Below are 20651 nucleotides of genomic sequence, written 5' to 3'. Positions count from 1 at the left end.
GTCCCCTCACCACTGGTCATGCAGGGTGTCCAGCGCCATGTGCAGCGTGCGGATGCGCGTGCCGGGGGCTTCGTCCATGCCGCATACGTCGCACACCACCCGCGCACGCGCGGGGGTCAGCAGCGACAGGGCGCGGTCCATGGCGCGGCGGGCGTGGACGCTGGTTTCCGTGTCCTCCATCGTGCCGCCGCCCGTGCCGGTATGCGGGGTATAGCGCTGCACCAGCCGCCCGCCCCGCGTGGCGCGCCGCCATATGGCCCGGAACCGCAGGCCCGCCGCGTGCTGGTCCGCCGTCAGGGCGGCATTGGCGCGGTAAAACAGCCGGTCCAGCATGCAGGTGTCGCGCGTCAGGCGCACGGCCTGCGGCCGGGTGCGCGGGGCCAGTTCCATGCAGGTGGTTTCCACAGTGCGCGCGCGGGCGGCGGGACCGTCGGCCCCCATGTCGGGTTTCAGCCCCATGGCGATGTCACGCGCGGCAAGGCGCGCCCGGCGGTCGGCACGCAGCAGGGCGGCCACGCGGCGATGTTCCCCATCGGGGGTGGTGCGGGGGGCGTCCGGGGTACGGGGCTGCGGTACGGACATGGCGTTTCCTGTGCAGTTAGTATGACATTTTCATACTAACCGGCACACATGCAGGCAGCACGCCCGCGCGTGCCCCTGCGCCACCGGGCATGGGGCACGCCGGGGATGGCCTGCGGGCCACGGCAGCCCTGTTGCCGCGTGCTGGCGTGCCCGTGTTCCCACCGTACCCCATGACATATGAAATAGTACAGGAAGGGGGAGTATATAGGGGGCCGTAAGGGTTTGGGGGTTTATGGGGTACGATGGGAACACACACGCCGTCATGCGCATGGGCCGCCTGTCGGGGTGATCAGACATACAGCGTTCCGGACGTCGCCTTTTTCAGCACAGGCAGCATCTGCCGGGGCCTTCCGGGGCCTTATCGTGAATTGATGACCGTGGCGACAGGACAGGCCGTGGCTGTAAATGGCCTGTCCTGTCGCTTCGCATGGCGATGCGGTGGCGTGCTTTGACAGGGGGCCATCGAACGGACGCCTGCCGCGATGGCGAATGGCCGCCACGCCGTGCATGGACGACCGTTCATGCCCCACCCCGGACATGCGGCGTCTCCCCTGCCCCCATGCGGACTACGGCGCGATCCATACCCATTGCGGATCCCCGCCAAGGCGCTGCCTGCGCCGGGTCCAGCCAAGACTGCGCAGCAGGGTGGCCACGCGGTTCTGCGCCGCGCGGTCCTGCCGGTCGCGCGGCAGGCCAAGGGCAAGGTGCAGCACATCGGCCATGCGCACATGTGGCGCCGCCCGCATGCGCAGCCACATGGTTACGGGCGTGCGCCACGGGTCGTCATGCATGCGGTCGTCCTGCGCGCGGCGGGCCGCGGCGCTGAGGGCATCATCATCCAGCCACAGGGGGACGGGGGATGTGGCCTCCATATGGTCAGCTTCCGCCCATAGCTGCGCGCGCCACGTGGCCACCCACGCCACATCGGCATGCCGGCACGCAACGGGCCAGTACCGGCGGTTGCCGGTGGGGTCGGTCAGGTACTCGGCTTCGTTGGTGGTTCCGGCGAAAACGCACTGTCGCGGGCGGCTGACCTCGAACGCGCCATAGGTGGGGCGGTACCGGTCATGCTGGCGGCTGAAAAACGCCTTGGCGTCGCGCTGGGTGCTGCGGCCCAGCGCCTGCAGCTCCGCCATTTCCACGCCCCATACACCCAGCAGCCCCTGCGCCGCATCCTTCTCCCCCAGGTCGCGCGGAAGGTCGTCCTTGAACCACGCCGCCCCGAACAGGGTGGACAGCAGGCGGCTCTTGCCCATGCCCTGACGCCCCTCCAGCACGGGCACGTAATCGAACTTGCATCCCGGCTGGCGCACCCGGCGCACGGCGGCGCACAAAAAGCGCGTGCCCACGGCGGCATGGTAGGCGTCGGGCGTGCAGCCCAGCGCGAAATGCAGCCATGTGTCCAGCCGGGGCACGCCGTCCCACCGCAACCCGTCCAGCCATTCGCGCACGGGGTGCGTGCGGCACATCCCCGCGACGGCGCGGCAGGCCTGATCGGCCACCATGCGGCCAACCGGCAGGTCATAGGCCCGCTGCAGGTAGGCCTGCACCAGTCCCACATCCACGTCCTCCATGCCACGGGGATAGGGTCCGGGCAGGTCCGGCGCGCTGTCATAGGGCGGCGGCGGGGCGCGGGTGATGATATGGCGGCAGCTGAATTCGTCCCACGCCACCATCCCGCGCAGCCGCGCGTCATGCCCCAGCAGCACAAGGCAGTTGCTGAGCGACGGCACCACCCGTCCCCCAGCCCCACGGACCAGCAGGTCCATCCATGCGGTGGCGATGGGGGCGTCAGGGTGATCTTGCATGCGCAGCGGGCCTTCTGGTCTGGGGCGGGCGGCGGCTGGACCGGCGGCCCGCACCATGCAGTACCCGCCCCGAACGCCCGCCGCTGCCCGCGTGGGTGGCGGGCAGGATAATGCGCAGGGATGCAGGTGGCGTGTGCAATCATGCTGCCCGCAGGGGGACACGGCCGGAGGCGGCAGGCAGGTACCCGTACGCAGACCACGCACGGCGGCCGCTCACATGCCGGAGCGCCACGGGCCATTACCCGACCCGAGATGGACCGGTGACAGGGGGCGGAACGGGAGGCGACGTCTCCCCGATGTCCTGCCGCATCGGGACGGAACCGGCCACGGCGTGCGGAGGGTCACATGCTGGCCCCGCACTACGGCAGCCATTCCCGGAGGGGGACCGGACAGCGACAGGTGCAACGCAGCATGCGGCCTGGACGGATCATGCCTTCGCGCTGTTCTGCTGCGACGAAAAAAAATCGGCCACACCATATGGGTGGTTGATCATGTGCCGGGCCTCCCCCCGACATTGTCCAGCAACATCGGACGGAACCGGCCACCGGATACGGGGTGGCTGCATGCCGGACACCACACGGGACCGGGTGGCGGCCATTCCCCCATGATGGGCCGGGCCGTGGAGCGTAACGGGGCGTATGTCCGGCACACCACGCGCCGCACCGCCTGCCGCGCAGAAGGCGGGACAGGCGGTACCGTGCGATGATCCACCCCGCACGCAGCATGGCCGTATGCAACCCGTGCAGGCATCCGGTGCACAGGCCCGGTCAGTCATCCGCGCAGATGCAGGACGGGTGACTGACGGAGCGCGCTACCCTGCGCTTCCTTCCGGGACCGGGCAGGGCAAATGGTATTGCCGGTCATCCTGCGCCAGCGAGAGGATCCGGTCATTCAGCGCATCGACTTCCGCCAGCAGGGCGTAAATCACATCAACTGCAAATTTGTTGTTCTTGGTACACACATCGATCGCCAGCCGGATGGCGGACGGATCAAGGCATTCGCCCCTGTTCAAATGGAAAGGCGTATGTCCGTTCGGGAATACTTGCTGCAGGACCATTTTCGGGCTCCGTTACCAGATCATTAACTTTCCATACCCACACACGATTTTCAGGAAATATGAAAGAAATTACAAGTAAAAAAATCTCGTATATTGATGTTGAATGGAGCTATACGAAACGGATATGTTGGTAACCATTCGTAAATATTCATTTTATATGCAGTTTATAAGACGGACCATATTCCTTCCATTCTTCCCGTAACCACACTCATGCGTGGTGTCGGACGCAAAACGGGCCAATCTGTTGCCCGGATAACACAGCATGCGGGCGGACTGGCTGGACCCGGCGCCTGTCAGCCCCCTGCCCGCCGCGTGGCGATCGTGACCCCTGCCATGTCAAACCCGGCTGATCCGCAATTCTGTCTGATCAGCACTGCTAAAGGGGTATTTGCGCTTGTCACCCCTGATGCGGCCCTGTTACGTATTACGACACGTAATACGGAGCTGGGTCCATGGAAACGGTCGTCGTTCGCAAACAGGGCAATTCTGTCGGTGTTACCCTTCCGGCGGAAACACGTATCCGCCTTGGTCTGGAAGTCGGGCAGGAACTTACGCTGGTCGAACTGGCCGACGGCATCAAGCTGGTGAAGCGCAATCTCAGGCTTGAACGTCAGATGCAGATGGCGCGCGAGACACTGCGTGAGCAGGCTGATGTTCTGCAGGAACTGGCCAGGAGCTGATGCCGGATCTGCCCGAGTTTCTGGAACCTGACGCGGTGGTGTTCATGCACGATCAGGCCCTGAAAGAATACGGCGGAACCCACGGGATCAAAAGCGAGGACCTGCTGCGCAGCGCGCTGGCACGCGCCGAAAACCGCTGGCACTATGCTGAAGTGCCGCCGCCGGACACCGCGACCCTGGCGGCTGCCTACGCTTATGTCATTGCCCGCAATCATCCCTTCAATGACGCCAACAAACGGACAGGCTGGAGCTGCTGCGTCCTTTTCCTTCGGCTGAATGGAATTTGTGTGCAGGTCAGCGCCCCGGAAGCTGTCGACGCCATGATGGCCCTTGCGTCCGGCGCAATGGAAGGCGAGGCGTTCGCGGCGTGGCTTCGGCAGCATTTTCAACCCCAGTAAGTCATATATTTTCGATATCGGACCAGATTTTCTCATGAGCACGACACCCCGGACCGCTTCCCTGTCTTCCATGATCTGGCAGGTCGCCGATCTCCTGCGTGGCGATTTCAAGCCCGCCGAATACGGTCGCGTCATCCTGCCCTTTACCGTTCTGCGCCGCCTGGATGCCGTTCTGGCCCCTACCCGCGCCAGGGTGCTCCGGGAAAAGGAGAAATGGGAGAGCAAAGGCATCGACCCGATGCCTTTTATGGAGAAAGCTGCCGGTCTGCGGTTCGTGAACACGTCCGGGTTCACGCTGAAAGACGTGCTGGGCGATCCTGAGCATCTTACGCAGAATCTTTCTGCCTATATCAACGCCTTCTCACCCGCCGCGCGTGACATCTTCGGCCACTTCCGCCTTGCCGAGCATGCAGACCGCCTTGCGAGGGCGAATCTGCTTTATCTGGTGCTTGAAAAATTCATCAGCTTCGACCTCAGCAACAAGGCCGTCGATAACCACCAGATGGGACAGGTGTTCGAGGAACTGATCCGCAAGTTCTCGGAAGCCTCCAACGAAACAGCAGGTGAGCACTTCACCCCGCGCGAAGTCATCAAACTGATGGTGAACCTGATCTTTGCCGAGGATGACAGCCTGCTGACCCCCGGCAATGCCGCCGTCCGCACCATTTACGACCCGACGGCGGGCACTGGCGGCATGCTATCCGTCGCGGAAGAGTTCCTGCTGGACCACAACCCGGATGCGCGCCTGACCATGTTCGGGCAGGAACTGAACCCGGAATCCTATGCCATCTGCAAGGCTGACATGCTGATCCGTGATCAGGGCATCAGCAACATCCGCCTTGGCAACACGCTGTCCGATGACGAACTGGCGGACCACAAATTCGATTACATGCTCTCCAATCCGCCTTTCGGCGTGGAATGGAAGAAAGTCGAAAAAGCTGTTCGCGCCGAGCATGAAAAGCTGGGTTATGACGGGCGCTTCGGCCCCGGCCTGCCGCGTATTTCGGACGGCTCCATGCTGTTCCTGCTCCACCTTGTCCACAAGATGCGCCCGGCGAAGGACGGCGGCTCACGCTTTGGCATCGTCCTGAACGGATCGCCGCTGTTCACCGGCGCAGCCGGGTCCGGTGAGTCCGAAATCCGCCGCTTCGTGCTGGAAGAGGATCTGGTCGAAGCCATTATCGCGCTGCCGACCGATATGTTCTTCAACACCGGCATCGCCACCTATGTCTGGGTGCTGACCAACCGCAAGCCGAAAAACCGCAAGGGCAAGGTGCAGCTGATCGACGCTTCCTCCTTCTGGCAGAAAATGCGCAAAAGCCTTGGCTCCAAACGCAAGGAAATGGGGGAGGACGACATCACCCTCGTCACCCGGCTGTTCCGCGATGCGCAGGAGGCGCAGCTGGCCACCATCACCGCCGCCGATGGCACGCAGACGCGCGCGGTCGTGATGCAGGGCGCGGAACCACCACAGGCCCCGGAAGGCGGCAAGGTCAAGCTCGCGCCGCTGAGCCGCATTTTCCGTAATGAGGATTTTGGCTACCAGACCATCACCGTGGAGCGCCCGCAGCGCGACGAGGACGGTAATATCGTCCTTGGGCAGCGTGGCAAGGCGAAGGGCAAGCCCGTGCCCGACAGCAGCCTGCGCGATACGGAAAACGTGCCGCTGGATGCGGACATTCACGCTTATTTCAAACGCGAAGTCCTGCCCCATGCGCCCGATGCGTGGATTGACGGGGACAAGACAAAGATCGGCTACGAAATTCCGTTCAACCGGTATTTCTATGTGTTCGAGCCACCGCGCCCGCTTGCGGAGATTGATGCGGATCTGAAAGAGGTGACCGCGAAAATCATGACGATGCTTGGGGAGCTTTCGGTATGAGTTTCCCGAAATATCCGGCTTATAAGGACAGTGGGGTTGAGTGGATTGGGGAGATTCCGAAAAAATGGAGTATTTCCTCCATAAAGCGGAATAGTTATCTTAAAGCCAGAGTAGGTTGGAAGGGTTTAACGTCGGATGAATTTGAAGAAAATTCATATGCTTATCTTGTAACAGGAAGCGATTTTCGTGGCTCTGAAATTCAGTGGCAGAATTGCTACCAAGTGGATAAGAGCCGTTACGACGATGACCCGTTTATACATTTGAAAAATGGAGATCTTTTAATAACGAAGGACGGAACCATCGGAAAATTATCTATCGTGAAAGAATTAGATAAGCCCGCATGTCTGAATAGCGGAATTTTTATTTTGCGCCCTCTTAATTCATATTCAAATAATTTTATGAAATGGGTTTTGGAATCAAAAGTTTTCAAAGTTTTTGTTGATTTTCATTCACACGGCTCAACAATCAACCATTTATACCAAAACGTATTTGAAAATTTCTCCTTTCCTCTCCCCCCACTCCCCGAACAACAGGCAATAGCCAGCTTTCTGGACCGCGAGTGTGGGAAGATTGACGCCCTGATTGCGGAACAGGAACGGCTGATTGCCCTCCTTGCGGAAAAGCGGCAGGCCGTCATCTCCCACGCCGTCACAAAAGGCCTGAACCCCGACGCCCCCATGAAGGATTCAGGCATCCCGTGGATCGGGATGGTGCCGGAGGAATGGGAGGTGCATCCTCTGAAAAATGTAGCGTCAGTACAAACTGGAATTGCCAAAGGAAAAGAGGCAAACGAACAGAAATCAGTGCAAGTTCCATATCTCAGGGTGGCCAATGTTCAGGATGGCTATTTGGATTTATCTGAGGTGTCTAGCATTAATATTGATAGAGAGCAGGTCGAACGATATTTGCTACGTCAAGGTGATGTTCTTATGAACGAAGGAGGTGATTTCGATAAATTAGGGCGCGGCGCCATCTGGCATGGCGAGATTTCTTCTTGTATTCATCAAAATCACGTTTTTGCTGTTAGACCAAAATCTATAATTTCGGAGTGGCTGGCCGCAGTTATCGGTTCTGACTACGCGAAATTCTACTTTATGACACGCTCCAAACAATCAACAAATCTTGCCTCTATTTCTTCGACAAATTTGATGATGCTCCCAACCATAGTGCCTTCAATTGAAGAACAGAAAGTTCTTGTCAGTTTTTTGGAGAATAAAAAGTCTCAATTTGAAAACCTGACGAATTCAGCCAACTCTATCATCACCCTCCTCAAAGAACGCCGCGCCGCCCTCATCTCCGCCGCCGTTACCGGCAAGATCGACGTCCGCGCCCACAGTAAGGTCCTCGCAGCATGATCGACACCAGGGGCCGCTCTCTGGAGCTTTTCTATATCGACGGTCATCCGGACGGCATGGTGACTGCCGAACTGTTCAACTGGACGGGGCATGTATTCGTCACCCCGCGCACGCGCCTGACGGAGGCGCTGCGCCGGGAGGAAGCCGGTTACGCAGGCGTGTACCTGCTGCTGGGTGAAAAGGACGGGCAGGATTTCGCCTATATCGGGGAAGCCGAGGACCTCAGCACCCGACTGAAGCAGCACGCGGCGGCCACTGACAAGGATTGGTGGGAAACGGCCGTGCTGGTCTCGGCCAGCGCAAATCGGCTTAACAAGGCACATGTGAAATATCTGGAAGCGCGGCTGGTCACGATGGCGCGGGAGATCGGACATACACCGCTGCATAACGGCAACTCGCCCTCCCTGCCGGGACTGACGGAAGCCGACATTGCCAAGATGGAGGCCTTCCTTGCCAACCTGATGGTTGTCCTGCCAGCCATCCGGGTGGATATGTTCATCCAGCGCAGCCGCCCGGCGGGGTCGTCGCGGCCAGTTCCGGCTTTTGAAGCGCCGGAAGATGATGGGGCGTCAGAAGACAATGAGCACACACAGGCGGTGCGGTTCATCCTGAACAAACCCACGCTTGATCTGACAGCGACAGCAATTTTTCAGAATGGCGAGTTCATTGTGGAAGCCGGTTCGCATGCTCGCAGTGAATGGATGAATGAGAAAAGCATTCAGGCCGGATCATATAAGCCCTTGCAGGATGAACTTGTGCGTTCCGGGGTCCTGCGTCCGGACGGAATGCACATGGTGTTCACCAAAGACTACGCGTTCAGAAGTCCGACTGCAGCGGCGGCGATTGTGTTTGGACATTCCGGGGGCGGGCCGGCTGCGTGGAAACTGGCGAGCAATACGGACATCTCGTTTCGGGACTGGCAGGCCCGCCAGCTTGATGCCGTAACGGAAGAAGGCGCAGCCACATGACAGACCTCCACAGGGAGCACCATCTGGAATCCGAAATCTGCGACTGTCTCGGCCGTTCCGGTTGGCTTTATGAGGACGGGTCTGCCAGCCGCTACGACGTTACCCTGTCCCTTTTCCCCGAAGACCTGCTGGCATGGGTGCGCGAGTGCGAGCCGGATGCGTGGCAGACACTGGAAAAGACACACGGCGCAGCAGCAGGGACCGTGCTGTGCCAGCGTGTAAGGGACGCACTGAACACGCGGGGCACACTTATCGTCCTGCGTGACGGACTGGACATTATCGGGCTGACAAAAACGCTGAAGATCTGTCAGTTCCGCCCGGCCCTGACGATGAACCCACATTTACAGCATCGTTATGACGCCAATCGCCTGCGCGTGATACGGCAGGTGCGCTATTCGGCCAGTAACCGCAATGAACTGGATCTGGTTCTGTTGCTGAATGGCGTTCCTGTTGCGACAGCCGAGCTGAAATCAAACTACACCCAGTCGGTTCAGGACGCGGTAGAGCAGTATTGCACCGACCGCCTTCCCAAATCCCCCGGAAAGCCAGCCGAGCCGCTGCTGTCCGTGCCCGGCGGGGCAGTGGTGCATTTTGCCGTCAGCAACACTGACGTGATGATGTGTACCCATCTGGACGGCGCGCACAGCCGTTTTCTGCCGTTCAATCAGGGAAATGATGGCGGCGCGGGCAATCCCGGCACCACAGCCTATCTGTGGCGGACGGTCTGGCAGCCAGATTCATGGCTGGACATTCTGGGCCGCTACGTCATCCCGGTGAAGAAGAAGGGCAAGGTCACGGGCTGGATCTTTCCACGCTATCACCAGCTTGCCGCCACACGGCTGCTGGTTTCCACCATTCTGGCGGAAGGGCCGGGTCAGCGTTACCTGATCCAGCATTCCGCCGGGTCGGGCAAGACGAACTCCATTGCGTGGACGGCGCATTTCCTGTCCGATCTGCATGACGCGCACAATCACAAGCTGTTTGATACCGTCATTGTCGTGTCAGACCGCACGGTTCTGGACCGGCAGCTTTCGGAAACCATCGAGAATTTCGAGCGCACACGCGGCGTGGTGGCGTCGATCTCCGGCACTGGTGGCAGCAAGAGCCAGGAACTTGCGGCGGCGTTGCATGCCGGCAAGAAAATCATCATCTGCACGATTCAAACCTTTCCGTTTGCGCTGGAGGAAATCCGTCGGCTTGCGGCGACCGGGGGAAAGCATTTCGCTGTAATCGCAGATGAGGCTCACTCCTCGCAGAGCGGGGCATCGGCCAGCAAGCTCAAGGCAGCGCTGTCATCCGGGGAACTGGCGGATCTTGCCGACGGGGGGGAGATCAGCACGGAAGACCTGCTGGCGGCGGAAATGGCGCAGAGGACTGCGGCGGATGCCGGCATTTCCTTTATCGCTTTCACGGCCACGCCGAAGGCCAAAACGCTGGAACTGTTCGGACGCCTGCCGCATGCGGATCAACCCGGGGGCGACGGCAACAGACCTGAAGCCTTCCATGTCTATTCCATGCGGCAGGCGATCGAGGAAGGCTTCATCCTTGACGTATTGCAGAATTATGTGTCCTGGAAACAGGCATTCCGCCTGAGCCAGAACGGGCAGATTCTGGATGACGTGGAAGTCGAGGCGTCGGAAGCAAAGAAAGCGCTGATGAAGTGGGTGCGACTGCATCCCACCAACATCGCCGCACGGGTACGGATTGTGGTGGAGCATTTCCGTCAGAATGTGCAGCCGCTTCTTGGCGGCAGGGCCCGCGCCATGGTCGTGACAGCCAGCCGCAAGGAGGCCGTGCGCTGGAAGCTGGCCATGGATCGTTATGTGAAGGAAAGGCATTATCCTTTCGGGCTTCTCGCAGCATTTTCGGGCGAAGTGGATGACCCGGAAAGTGGCCCGGAGCCATTTACGGAAAGCAGCATCAACCCCGCGCTGAAAGGGCGCGACATCAGGGAAGTCTTTGCCGAAGAGCCGTGGCGGATTCTGATCGTGGCGAACAAGTTTCAGACGGGTTTCGATCAGCCATTGCTATGCGGCATGTATGTGGACCGGAAGCTTGGCGGCATTCAGGCCGTGCAGACGCTTTCGCGCCTGAATCGCTGCTATCCGGGCAAGGACATGACCTTCGTGGTCGATTTCGAGAACAATCCCGAAGACATCCTCAATGCGTTCCAGCAGTATTACACGAAGGCCGAACTGGCAGACCTCAGTGACCCGAACTGCGTGGTGAACCTGCGCCACAAGCTGGATGATGCCGGGTTGTATGACCAGCCTGAAGTGGATCGGGTGGCCCGCATCCTGACAAATCCGAAAGCAGCGCAACAGCAGCTTGATGCAGCCATCGTGCCGGTCAGTTCCCGTGTTCTGGGCCGCTATCGTGAGGCCCGGAACGTCGTTCAGCACGCGCCGGAAGGCTCACTGGAGCGCAGGGACGCGAAGGAACGGATTGACGCACTGGCTCAGTTCCGGAGCGATCTGGCGTCTTATGTGCGGATGTATGAGTTTTTCAGCCAGATGCTGAATTACGGCAATCCGGATTATGAAAAGCTGTACCTGTTCGCAAAGATGCTGTGGCCTCTCCTGAAGTTCGACCGCGAGCGTGAGACCATCGACACGACGGCCCTGCGTCTGACGCATCACCGCATGAAGGACCTTGGCAGGCAGAAGCTTGGGCTGAAGAACAAGGCCGGTGACGGACTGGAGCCGGTAAGGGAAGCGGGTTCGGGGCAACCGCAGGACAAGGTGAAGGTTCAGCTTTCCCGCATCATTGAAGCGATCAATGACCTGTTCGAGGGCGATCTGACGGATGGTGACAAGGTGGCGTTTGTCACCGGGTTGGAAACCAAGCTGGCGGAATCAGAAAAACTGCGCAAACAGGCAAAGGCGAACACCAAGGATCAGTTCGCCAATTCCCCTGATCTTCAGGAAGAAGGGCTGACTGCAACCATGGAACTGATGGAGGCGCATGACAGGATAGGCAAGCAGATGCTGAACGATAACTCGCTGTTGCGTGCGGTTATCGCCGCCATCGTGAAACAGGGCGGGCTGTGGGAAGGATTTCAGGGTTAAGTGCCATCACTGGCCGCTGTACCCGTATGGTATAGTCAGGCCTTTTTGACATGACCCGTGCCGCAACCGGCCAGGCGGGCTGTTTTGAACTGCCCCGGACGTTGTGGAGACAGAAAGTCCCGTGAGGTCACCGTCTGACCGAAATCACCCGCGCGCGGTATCGCCGGGACGCTACGCCTTCGGTGGGCGTCATCGGCGGCCAGTCGGCCAGCACTTCAGGAAATGACGACCCGTGCGGTTATGACGCGGGCAGGACAATCAAGGGACGCAATCGGCTGTCATGCATCCCGCCAACATCCAGGGTCGCGACGCCGCGCCGCCCGTAGGGTCCGGCCAATGGCTGGACTCAACCGCATCTGCCGTTCAGAGATGATGGGCGCAACAGGGACTGAACCTGTGCCCCTGCCATGTCACGGTCGGGCCCTACCCTGCGGGCGTGGGTTGCGCAGCCCCGCGTTCAGGCCCGAGCGGATGGTGGCGCGGGCTTCGGACATGGGGATCTGCCGACGCCGTGCGGCATGTAACAGCGTATCGCGGGCCTGCGCAGGGTCCATCATTCCTGCCCCGCACCACCGGCCCAGCGCATAGGCGCGTGCGTTGAGCGTGGTGTTGGCCATGCCCGGCGGGGCGTCGCATACGGCATGCAGCGCGCGCATCAGCACGCCGGGCGCGCGGTCGGCCACCATGCGGCGCGCGGGCGTGGCGGCAGGGTGTGGCGCGGGGGCCAGCAGGCGGGCCAGCCAGTGCGGAATGGGTGGCGGCGGGACCTCCCACGGGGGGACGCGCCATGTATAGGCCCCGCCCGTGGCCGGGTGCGTGCCCGGCGGGATGGTGACCGCCTGCCGCCCCCGGTGCGGGTCCAGTCCCGGCGCGGGATACCCCGCCTGCCCGCGCAGGGGTTCGCCATCATGGCGGAAGAACAGGACCGCGCCGCCCGACCCGCCGGTGCGCGTCATGGGGCGTGGCGGCAGCGGGCCATGACGGCGCACAAGGGCGGACAGCGCGGCCACCCCGTCGGCCGCGTGCGTGCCGGGACGGTCCACATCCAGCGCGAACAGGCCGGACGGCCCGCACACCACCCGCCACCCGCAACCGGGCCACCGCGCGGCCCAGCGCGCGATGGTGTCGGGGCAGGTGGTGGCGTGATCCACGGCGCCGCGGAAACATGCGGCCCGCGACCCCGCCCGCACCGGCAGGACATGCCAGCCCATGCGGGCCACGCGGAGCAGATCGGGCGGGATGATGTGCATGCGCGGGTTGTATGGGACATATCCCAATACGTCAAGCGGGAATGGGATATATCCCCTCTACACAGGCCCGGCGGATTATGGGACAGTTCCCATTATGGAGACACGATCCCCCGCCGCCGCCGAGATCGAGCGCCGCATGGCGCTGCTGAACCTCAACAAAAAGCGCCTTGCCGAACTGGCGGGCCTGAATGAAACCTATGTGCATGACATCCTGCGTGGCAAGTCGCGCAACCCCGGCGGCGACCGGCTGGAAAAGGTCGCTGCCGTGCTGGGCTGCACCGCCAGCGACCTGCTGCGTGGCGGCGCTGCGGGCGGGGCGGGCACTGCGGCGCTGCGGCTGAAGGCGCTGCGGGAACGCGCGGGCTATACCGTGCGCGGGCTGGCGCGCGACCTGGGGCTGGGGGAAAAGTTTTCCAGCTATGCTTTCTATGAAAACAAGCTGAAGAAGGATTACATCCCGGTTGAGCTGGTGCGCAAGCTGGTGCCGCTGCTGACCGACCGGGGCGATCCCCCCATTGCCGCCAGCGAGGTCTGGGCCCTGTGCGGTATCGTGCCGGGGGCGACCGACCTGAACGAAAGCATCCGTCGCGCCGAACGCGCCGCCATGCCCACGCACGCCGATGACGGGGCGATCACGGTGCATGAATACGACATATCCCCGCAGGCGGGTGCCGGCGCGATCGTGGACCATACCGCCTGTGGTGATGGGGAGGGCCACCCCACGCTGGACTCATGGCGCATTCCGCGCGACTTCATCCGCAATTACCTGCCGGACACGGCGGGGCTTGCGATCATCCGGGTTGCGGGCAATTCGATGGAGCCGGAATTCGCCGCGGGCGACCGGGTTCTGGTCGATACCGGCCACCGCATCCCCTCGCCCGACGGGGTGTACGTGTTGTGGAACGGCATGGGCGTGGTGATCAAGCAGTTGATGCTGGTGCCCAATTCCCGCCCGCCGCGCATCCGTATCATAAGCGTCAACCCCACCTATCCCGTGGATGAGGTCGATGCATCCGATCTGGTGATCAATGGCCGGGTGGTGGGCAAGTGGGTGTGGAAATAGGCACATCCATCCGGGATGTGGCGGACAGCGTCAGGAAACGCCCTTCATGCTGAAAAAACCGGCATTCCGGAATGTCCCGCAGGCTGCGTGAACAGCCTGTCCAGCATGTATCCGGCACTCAATATCGGCGTGTCCGGGGAAAGAGTCAGGCTTCGGAAGACATCGCCGTCCTGAAAAAAGGCGGCGTCCCGGCGCTTTTGCCGGTTTCCGGCAATGAAATGTTTTTCAGCACTCCCGTATGTGCATGCCGGGCAGACCCCGCGCCACCATCCCGCCTGCCCTACTGACGCCGCATTCGCGCATTAGGCACGCATCCGTTCCCCGCCGCCCGGATGCGTCATGCCTGCTGCCCCCACACCTCGCCACAACCCCACGCCCCCATGGGCGTTAGCCCGGTCATGACAGACATGATCCCCCGCCCCGTCCGCCTGCCCGCCCTGGCCGTGCTTGGCATGGCCCTTCTGGCCGCCCGTCCCGCCCTGGCCGAAAGCCAGCACCTGACCCTGACCCCCGCCAACACCACCGTGCTGCTGCATGCCGACAGTGTGGTGGGCGCGATGGAGGGTCAGTTCGCCAGGGTGTCCGGCACGCTGGACTACGACCTGTCGCGCCAGACCTGCCATGTGGACCTGACCATGGACGCCACCAGCGTGCACATGGACACCATAGTCGAACGCAAGGCCGCGAAATCGGGCAACATGCTGGACAGTGACCGCTTTCCCACCACGCGCTACGTGGGCGACTGCAGCCCCCGCGTGGTGAAGGGGCAGGTCCTCTCCCGCATGGTTGGTCGCCTGACCATGCGCGGGCAGACCCACCCCATGACGTTTGACACGCAGATGGTCTTTACCGGCAACACCCTGACCATGCTGGACAGCACCGGCACGTTCGATGGCCGCCAGTGGGGCATGTCCACCATGCTGCATACCGTCAAACCCCGCATGCGCACCGAAACGCGCATCACCCTGCCCGCCACCCCCGCCGCCCACGGCTGACATCCACCGCACAGGAAGCGCGCCCCCATGACAGACCAGACGACCGCCCCCCGGACAATTGATGAAATCACCAGCTACCACGCCCATGTCTATTTCGATGGCGCGGCCACGCGCGACACCGCCGCCCGCCTGCGTGACCAGATTGCCGACCGCTTTGCCGTCCGTCTGGGCCGGTGGCACGATGTGGCGGTCGGCCCGCATGTCGCGCCCATGTACCAGGTGGCGTTCGGCACGAACCTGTTTGCGACGCTCGTGCCGTGGCTCATGCTCAATCATGCCGGGCTGAGCATCCTGATCCATCCCGGCACCACCAACCCGCGCCGCGACCACATGCGCGACAGCATGTGGATCGGCCGTCCCCGTGCCCTGCTGTCCGATCGCCTGCCCGAACATACGTTCGAACCCGACGGCGTGGGCGAAATCAACACCCACCCCGATGGCAGCGCCATGGTGTAACCCGCCCGAACATGCCACAGGGCACCGTCGCCCGCGCGGCGCGTTCCCGCCCGGTGGCATGGTGCAGGTATTCACGCCCCGTATGCCAGCGCCCCACGCAGGCCGGCATGATGACAGGACTGTTTATCTTTTCGTGTTTCCATAGTACCTGATCGTTTTTTGTGGGAATACAATGGCAGGCGAACACCACGGTCAGGACCCGTCCTTTCTCCGCTTCCTTGAATGGGCGTATCAGGCGTCCGTTCATGGCGTGGGAAAAACCGGCACGGCACAGGACATGGCCCGCACCTATCTTGCGCGTCACGGCCACGACCCCCACCGCGCCGCGCGCGCCCTGATCCGCTGGCAGAACACCAAGGCCGCGACGGCCGGGTTCATAAGCGGCCTGGGTGGCCTTGCCACGCTGCCGGTCGCCCTGCCTGCCAATGTCGCGGGCGTGCTGTATGTGCAGGTGCGCATGATCACCGCCATCGCCGCCATGGGCGGGCACGATATTCATGACCCGGCGATAAAGGCGGCCTGTCTGGCCTGCCTGTCGGAAGTGGGGATGGAGGAAGTGGCCAAGAATATCGGCCTGTCCCTTGCCGGGTCCACGGTCGTGAACAGGCTTGGCAACCGCATGGCGGCCGAGGCCAGGAAACACCTTGCCCGCCACGCCCTGCACACGGTCGCCGCACGCGGGCTGGCGCACACCGCCGCCATCGTGCCCGTTCTGGGCGGCGTGATTGGCGGCACGTTCGACGGCCTGAAAACCAACCGCATCGGCCGCGCGGCCATCCGCAGTTTCATTACGCAGCCCGACCCGGCCCGCCTGCCGCCGCCAGAACGCGACCAAAACGCGCCTGCAGCATCGAACGCCGCCACGGGGCCGCAGGCATGACCGAACCGCGCCAGCAGGGGCTGGCTGCCGCCCCGTGCCGTTGCCGGGGATACCGCGCCACACCGGGCCGGGCTGGATTTCCAGCGCTGGTATAATGCCACCAGTACCCGGCTGGATCAGGCCGGGCCGGAGTGTCCGCCTGCCGATGCACGGATAACGGAATACATGACTGCCGGATTACGCAACACGATCATGACCGCCATCCGTCATGACGCTCGTGACGGATGGCGGCCATGACCATTATTCGGGACAGCGGCCCTCAGTCCCCCGCCGCGCCCATGGTGGGATAGTCGATATAGCCTTCCGGCCCGTGGGTATAGAAGGTGGACGGGTCGGGCGGCGTCAGATCCACGCCCGCGCGCAGGCGTTCGGGCAGGTCGGGGTTGGAAATGAAGGCCTGGCCAAAGGCCACGGCGTCGGCGCGTCCGTCCTCGACGGCTTTTTCGGCGCTGGCCCCGGTGAACTTTTCATTGGCGATATACACGCCGCCAAACTGTTTTTTCAGCTGCGGGCCAAGGCTGTCCGGTCCCTCGGCTTCACGCGCGCACATGAACGCGATCTTCCGCCGCCCCAGTTCGGTCGCGACATGGCCGAATGTCGCGGCGGGGCTGGAATCCCCCATGTCATGCAGGTCGCACCGGGGCGAGATATGCACCCCCACCCGGCCCCGGCCCCATACGCCTATGGCGGCGTCCGTGACCTCCAGCAGCAGGCGGGCGCGGTTTTCGATCGACCCGCCATACCGGTCGGTGCGGTGGTTGGTGGAATCCTGCAGGAACTGGTCCAGCAGGTAGCCATTGGCGCCGTGGATTTCCACCCCGTCGAACCCGGCCACCTTCGCCAGTTCCGCGCCACGGCGGAAGGCGTCGATTATGCCGGGGATTTCGTCCGTGCGCAGGGCGCGGGGGGTGACGTACTCACGCTTGGGCCGCAGCAGGCTGACATGCCCCTTCGCCGCGATCGCGCTGGGGCCGACCGGGGCCTCCCCATTCAGGAAATACGGGTCCGAAATCCGGCCCACATGCCAAAGCTGCAGGAAAATCCGCCCGCCCACGGCATGCACGGCGTCGGTGACCGTCTTCCACCCCTGCGCCTGCGCATCCGTCCAGATGCCGGGCACGCCTTCATACCCGATCCCCTGTGGCGTGACCGGCGTCGCTTCCGACAGGATCAGCCCCGCCAGCGCGCGCTGGGCATAATATTCGGCCATCATGTCTGTGGGAACGTGCCCGGCACCGGCGCGCAGGCGCGTCAGCGGCGCCATGACAATGCGGTTGGGCAGGGTCAGGTCGCCTGCCTTAAGCGGCGTGAACAGGGTTGGCATCATACGTCTCCACGGTTCTCGTTTCGGGCGATGATGGGCGTATCACCGCCTGCCCGCAAGCCCCCGCCCGCAGGGTCGGCCCTACAGCCCCTGATGGGTGCGTACGGCCGATGCCGACAGGGTGTGATGCCAGACGATACCGTTATTGAAAATAATGGTCAGGCTTTTGCGCATTCCGCGCGAACCGCTTGAAAACACGCCATAATACGGGATGAAATTCGTGCCGTTGGGGCGCGTGGTCATGAAATCATATTGCCAGATCTCATGTCCGCCATCAGTAAAACTTATCACCATCGGGTCGCCAAACAGGGTGCGGACCTGCTGCTGCGTGGTCTGGTCGTCATGGATCTTCTGGTCGATGGTTTCAGCGGTTTCACGCCGGATGGACGTATTGCCCGTCGATGCACAGCCCGCAACCGCAAGGGTCGCGCCAAGACATGCCGCAATGGACATCCGTTTCATCAGTACTGCTCCGCTCTCCATGTCGGGACCATGTTACGGGACGGGCGATATATTTCAATGCATGTCAGCGCCGCCCGGCCCTTCCGGCGGCGGCAGGCCCACGCGGATGGCGGCGGAATAGCCGGGGTCGATCACCGCATCGCGCGCGCGGTGGATGCGGCTTGCGTCATGCACGGCGGCAAAACCGGGATAGCGGCTGTGGTCATACGGGCCAAGCAGGTTCATGTCATACGCCATGGCCGCCGTATGTCCGCTAAGGATCACGCGCCAGTCGAACCGGTAGCGCAGCCGCGCGCCCGCGCGGGCCAGGATGCCGGTGGTGCAGTTGTCGGTCAGGGTATTGTACCACACGGGCCGGTAGATGATGTCATGGATCGCGCCAACGTAGCTGAGGAACAGCCGTTCGCGCACTTCAGGCGCGATGTTCAGGCGGTACAGGTACACCCGTTCGCGGCGGATGTCGGTGCGCACGCCAATCAGGTCGCGTTCATCGGCAGTGACATAGAACAGTTCGTAATGATGGAAGAACCCGGCAATGGTGGAATAGGGAAAACGGGCCTGCCGCCGTGTCTCGATGGAGATCGCAAGATGCTGCCCGTCGGAAAACCCGAAGCTGAGGAACACATGCGCGATCGCCTCCCCCGCCCAGTAGGAGGTGACCATGTCCACGCTGTCCAGCCGCGTCAGGTCATACGTCGCGTCGTACCATGCCGGGGTGTAATCGGTTTCGGTGCGGTGATAGCGGAAATTGCGCACGTTATGGACATGCACCACGTCCCCCACCCGCCATGCATCGGCGGGGACGGCATATTCGCCCGCCCATATCCGGTCATTGCGCGGCGGGTCGGTCACGTACCATACCGCCAGCGCCGTGGCCGCCACGATCCGCACCGGGCATGACAGCCCCGCGGGCCGCAGCCAGCGCGCGCCGACCATGATGGCGGGAAACGCCACCGACAGCCCCAGTCGCAGCGCATCGGGCAGGATGGTGGAATAATACAGCGCCCCCACCCCCAGCAGCAGGCCCAGCCCCTGCGCCGCATGCAGGCCCCACCGCGCCACCCGGCGCGGCCATGTGTCCGGCAGTGCGCCACGGGACCCGTCCTGCGTCCTGCCGGATGCCGGTTTCCCCCCGTGCCGGTCCGTCATGACCGCCCGGCCCGCCGTGCTGCGTGACCCGACGCCACCCGTGCCGTGCCCGGCTGCATGTCCCGTGGCGGGTTCTGGGCCAGTTGCAGCAGCAGGATGCGCTGGACCTCGGCAATGGTGGCGGGGTTGGACTGGGTGGAATGTTCGGAATGACGCACGACCAGCTCCGACTGCACGCCGGGTATGTGCGCGCTTTCATACGACACCACCCCGTCATCGGCATGGGTCAGGTCGCGCGGGTCGCCACAGACGGGAATGATGGAATGGGTCTGCACGTCGGGGTCGATGGGAATGGTGGGCAGCGTGCGCATGAACGCGCTGTGGGGCGACATGGCGTACACACTGCCCAGCCGCAGCACGCGGTTGTTCAGGTGCGTGCTGTCCCCCGCCCCGGTCACGATGTCCCGCGCGGTTTCGGTCACGCGCACCGGCAGGCTGACCATGCTGCCCACGAAACGCGCAATGGACATGGCCGCAAGGTAGCTGCCGTGCTGCGGGGTGGAGATGAACACCACGCGCTGGATTTCGGGCATGGGGGTGGGGAACATCGTCTCGCGCACCAGTTCGCGCGTGCTGTCGTTCAGGTGGAAGGACGACAGCGGCCGCCCCGCCGTGCCGTCCCACAGCCGGCTGCCGGGGTTGATGACCAGCATGCGCGCCAGCAGCCCGCCCTGGCTGTGGCCCACCAGCGTGATATGCCCCAGCGCCGGGTCCGCCTTCACCCCGCCCAGGCTGTCCACCGCCTGCGTGATCGCATGCCGCAATTGCCATGCCGAATACGGGATGGGGTTGGATGTGGCGTAGGAGAAGAACCAGAAATCGAAGTGATCGCGGATGCGCCGGTCTTCCAGCAGGTCATTGACCATGATGGCCCAGCGGTACGGGCTGGACGCCGTGCCGTGTATGAACACCACCGGCATGTTGCCGTGGTGGTGCGGCGTCATGGCGATCAGGCGCGGGCGGGTGCCGTCATAGGTCGTGCCGTCAAAGAAGCCGCGATATTCCTTGGTCCACAGCGCGGTGTCCACCAGGCTGAGCGCGCGGGCGGCGGTCTGGTCATATTCGGCGGGCACGCGGGCGTGGCCGATGGGGGTGTCCGGGCTTTCATCCATCACGCGCAGGACCAGCCGCCCGGTCAGGTGATCGCCCGCCACCTGTTCGCGCGGGTTGTCGATTTCCAGCAGCAGGCTGGCGGGCACGCGCAGTTTGTCCGACACGCTGAAGCTGCCGTCATCGGGTGCTGCGGGGCCGCCATCCGCCGTACCGGCGGGGTC

The 20651-nt window shown here is 62.8% G+C and carries 19 protein-coding genes; 11 read left to right on the top strand and 8 right to left on the bottom strand.

Translation table 11 applies throughout. From position 1 onward, the window contains the following. Positions 1-6: 6 nt before the first annotated feature. Positions 7-582, bottom strand: coding sequence for a hypothetical protein (locus B7449_RS03385; RefSeq protein ID WP_039734940.1), 576 nt, complete (start codon positions 580-582; stop codon positions 7-9). 566 nt (positions 583-1148) lie between these two features. Beyond that, a complete protein-coding gene (locus B7449_RS03380; protein ID WP_039734998.1) occupies positions 1149-2390 on the bottom strand; it encodes a virulence-associated E family protein in 1242 nt (413 codons plus the stop codon). A 493-nt stretch (positions 2391-2883) separates the two neighbouring features. Here B7449_RS03380 and B7449_RS19645 point away from each other — a divergent pair, with 493 nt between their 5' ends. Continuing rightward, the gene (locus tag B7449_RS19645; protein ID WP_158003672.1) at positions 2884-3096 is read left to right on the top strand and encodes a hypothetical protein; all 213 of its coding nucleotides are present in this window, start codon (positions 2884-2886) and stop codon (positions 3094-3096) included. Between the two features lie 105 nt (positions 3097-3201). On the opposite strand, the gene B7449_RS03375 is transcribed toward B7449_RS19645, so the two are convergent. Continuing rightward, a complete protein-coding gene (locus B7449_RS03375; protein ID WP_141654769.1) occupies positions 3202-3402 on the bottom strand; it encodes a hypothetical protein in 201 nt (66 codons plus the stop codon). Between the two features lie 497 nt (positions 3403-3899). Here B7449_RS03375 and B7449_RS03370 point away from each other — a divergent pair, with 497 nt between their 5' ends. From B7449_RS03370 to B7449_RS03345, 6 genes are read left to right on the top strand one after another with little or no spacing between them, the layout of a single operon-like run. Then, complete coding sequence (locus tag B7449_RS03370; protein WP_039734944.1) at positions 3900-4127, top strand: AbrB/MazE/SpoVT family DNA-binding domain-containing protein; 228 nt, start codon at positions 3900-3902, stop codon at positions 4125-4127. Then, complete coding sequence (locus tag B7449_RS03365; RefSeq protein ID WP_039734946.1) at positions 4127-4525, top strand: type II toxin-antitoxin system death-on-curing family toxin; 399 nt, start codon at positions 4127-4129, stop codon at positions 4523-4525. Before B7449_RS03370 ends, B7449_RS03365 begins: the two co-directional genes overlap by 1 nt. 34 nt (positions 4526-4559) lie before the next feature. Then, positions 4560-6407, top strand: coding sequence for a type I restriction-modification system subunit M (locus B7449_RS03360; RefSeq protein WP_235721251.1), 1848 nt, complete (start codon positions 4560-4562; stop codon positions 6405-6407). Beyond that, positions 6404-7762: a restriction endonuclease subunit S gene (locus B7449_RS03355; RefSeq protein ID WP_039734950.1), complete on the top strand. Its 1359-nt coding sequence runs from the start codon at positions 6404-6406 to the stop codon at positions 7760-7762. The genes B7449_RS03360 and B7449_RS03355 overlap by 4 nt, the downstream gene beginning before the upstream one ends. After that, complete coding sequence (locus B7449_RS03350; RefSeq protein WP_039734952.1) at positions 7759-8730, top strand: GIY-YIG nuclease family protein; 972 nt, start codon at positions 7759-7761, stop codon at positions 8728-8730. Before B7449_RS03355 ends, B7449_RS03350 begins: the two co-directional genes overlap by 4 nt. After that, positions 8727-11798, top strand: coding sequence for a type I restriction endonuclease subunit R (locus B7449_RS03345; protein ID WP_039734954.1), 3072 nt, complete (start codon positions 8727-8729; stop codon positions 11796-11798). The genes B7449_RS03350 and B7449_RS03345 overlap by 4 nt, the downstream gene beginning before the upstream one ends. 410 nt (positions 11799-12208) lie before the next feature. Here B7449_RS03345 and B7449_RS03340 read toward each other — a convergent pair whose 3' ends face one another. Further along, on the bottom strand, positions 12209-13075 hold the full coding sequence (locus B7449_RS03340; protein ID WP_242407768.1) for a bifunctional DNA primase/polymerase: 867 nt from the start codon (positions 13073-13075) through the stop codon (positions 12209-12211). Positions 13076-13142: 67 nt separating this feature from the next. On the opposite strand from B7449_RS03340, the gene B7449_RS03335 reads away from it, so the two are divergent. From B7449_RS03335 to B7449_RS03320, 4 genes are all read left to right on the top strand, one after another. Beyond that, positions 13143-14111, top strand: a complete 969-nt coding sequence (locus B7449_RS03335) for a helix-turn-helix domain-containing protein (protein ID WP_039734958.1) — start codon at positions 13143-13145, stop codon at positions 14109-14111. Between the two features lie 407 nt (positions 14112-14518). After that, positions 14519-15106, top strand: a complete 588-nt coding sequence (locus B7449_RS03330) for a YceI family protein (protein ID WP_199858349.1) — start codon at positions 14519-14521, stop codon at positions 15104-15106. A 27-nt stretch (positions 15107-15133) separates the two neighbouring features. Next, positions 15134-15562: a DOPA 4,5-dioxygenase family protein gene (locus B7449_RS03325; protein ID WP_039734962.1), complete on the top strand. Its 429-nt coding sequence runs from the start codon at positions 15134-15136 to the stop codon at positions 15560-15562. Positions 15563-15734: 172 nt separating this feature from the next. Then, complete coding sequence (locus B7449_RS03320) at positions 15735-16442, top strand: EcsC family protein (protein WP_039734964.1); 708 nt, start codon at positions 15735-15737, stop codon at positions 16440-16442. A gap of 259 nt (positions 16443-16701) precedes the next feature. Here the strand turns inward: B7449_RS03320 and B7449_RS03315 are convergent, their stop codons facing one another. The 4 genes from B7449_RS03315 to B7449_RS03300 all read right to left on the bottom strand — a co-directional run. Then, the gene (locus B7449_RS03315) at positions 16702-17766 is read right to left on the bottom strand and encodes an alkene reductase (RefSeq protein ID WP_039735000.1); all 1065 of its coding nucleotides are present in this window, start codon (positions 17764-17766) and stop codon (positions 16702-16704) included. An 81-nt stretch (positions 17767-17847) separates the two neighbouring features. Further along, positions 17848-18228: a lipoprotein gene (locus B7449_RS03310; protein ID WP_039734965.1), complete on the bottom strand. Its 381-nt coding sequence runs from the start codon at positions 18226-18228 to the stop codon at positions 17848-17850. Between the two features lie 54 nt (positions 18229-18282). Further along, entirely contained in the window at positions 18283-19377 is a 1095-nt protein-coding gene (locus B7449_RS03305) for an Lnb N-terminal periplasmic domain-containing protein (protein ID WP_141654770.1), read from the bottom strand. Then, positions 19374-20651, bottom strand: a 1278-nt coding sequence (locus B7449_RS03300; protein WP_048883227.1) for an esterase/lipase family protein, incomplete at its 5' end; no start/stop codon positions are given. The genes B7449_RS03300 and B7449_RS03305, both read right to left, overlap by 4 nt.

The sequence above is a fragment of the Komagataeibacter intermedius TF2 genome (assembly GCF_000964425.1).
Lineage (GTDB): Bacteria > Pseudomonadota > Alphaproteobacteria > Acetobacterales > Acetobacteraceae > Komagataeibacter > Komagataeibacter intermedius.
The sequence above is the reverse complement of the archived record's forward strand: the minus strand, read 5'-3'. Positions and strand labels throughout refer to the sequence as shown.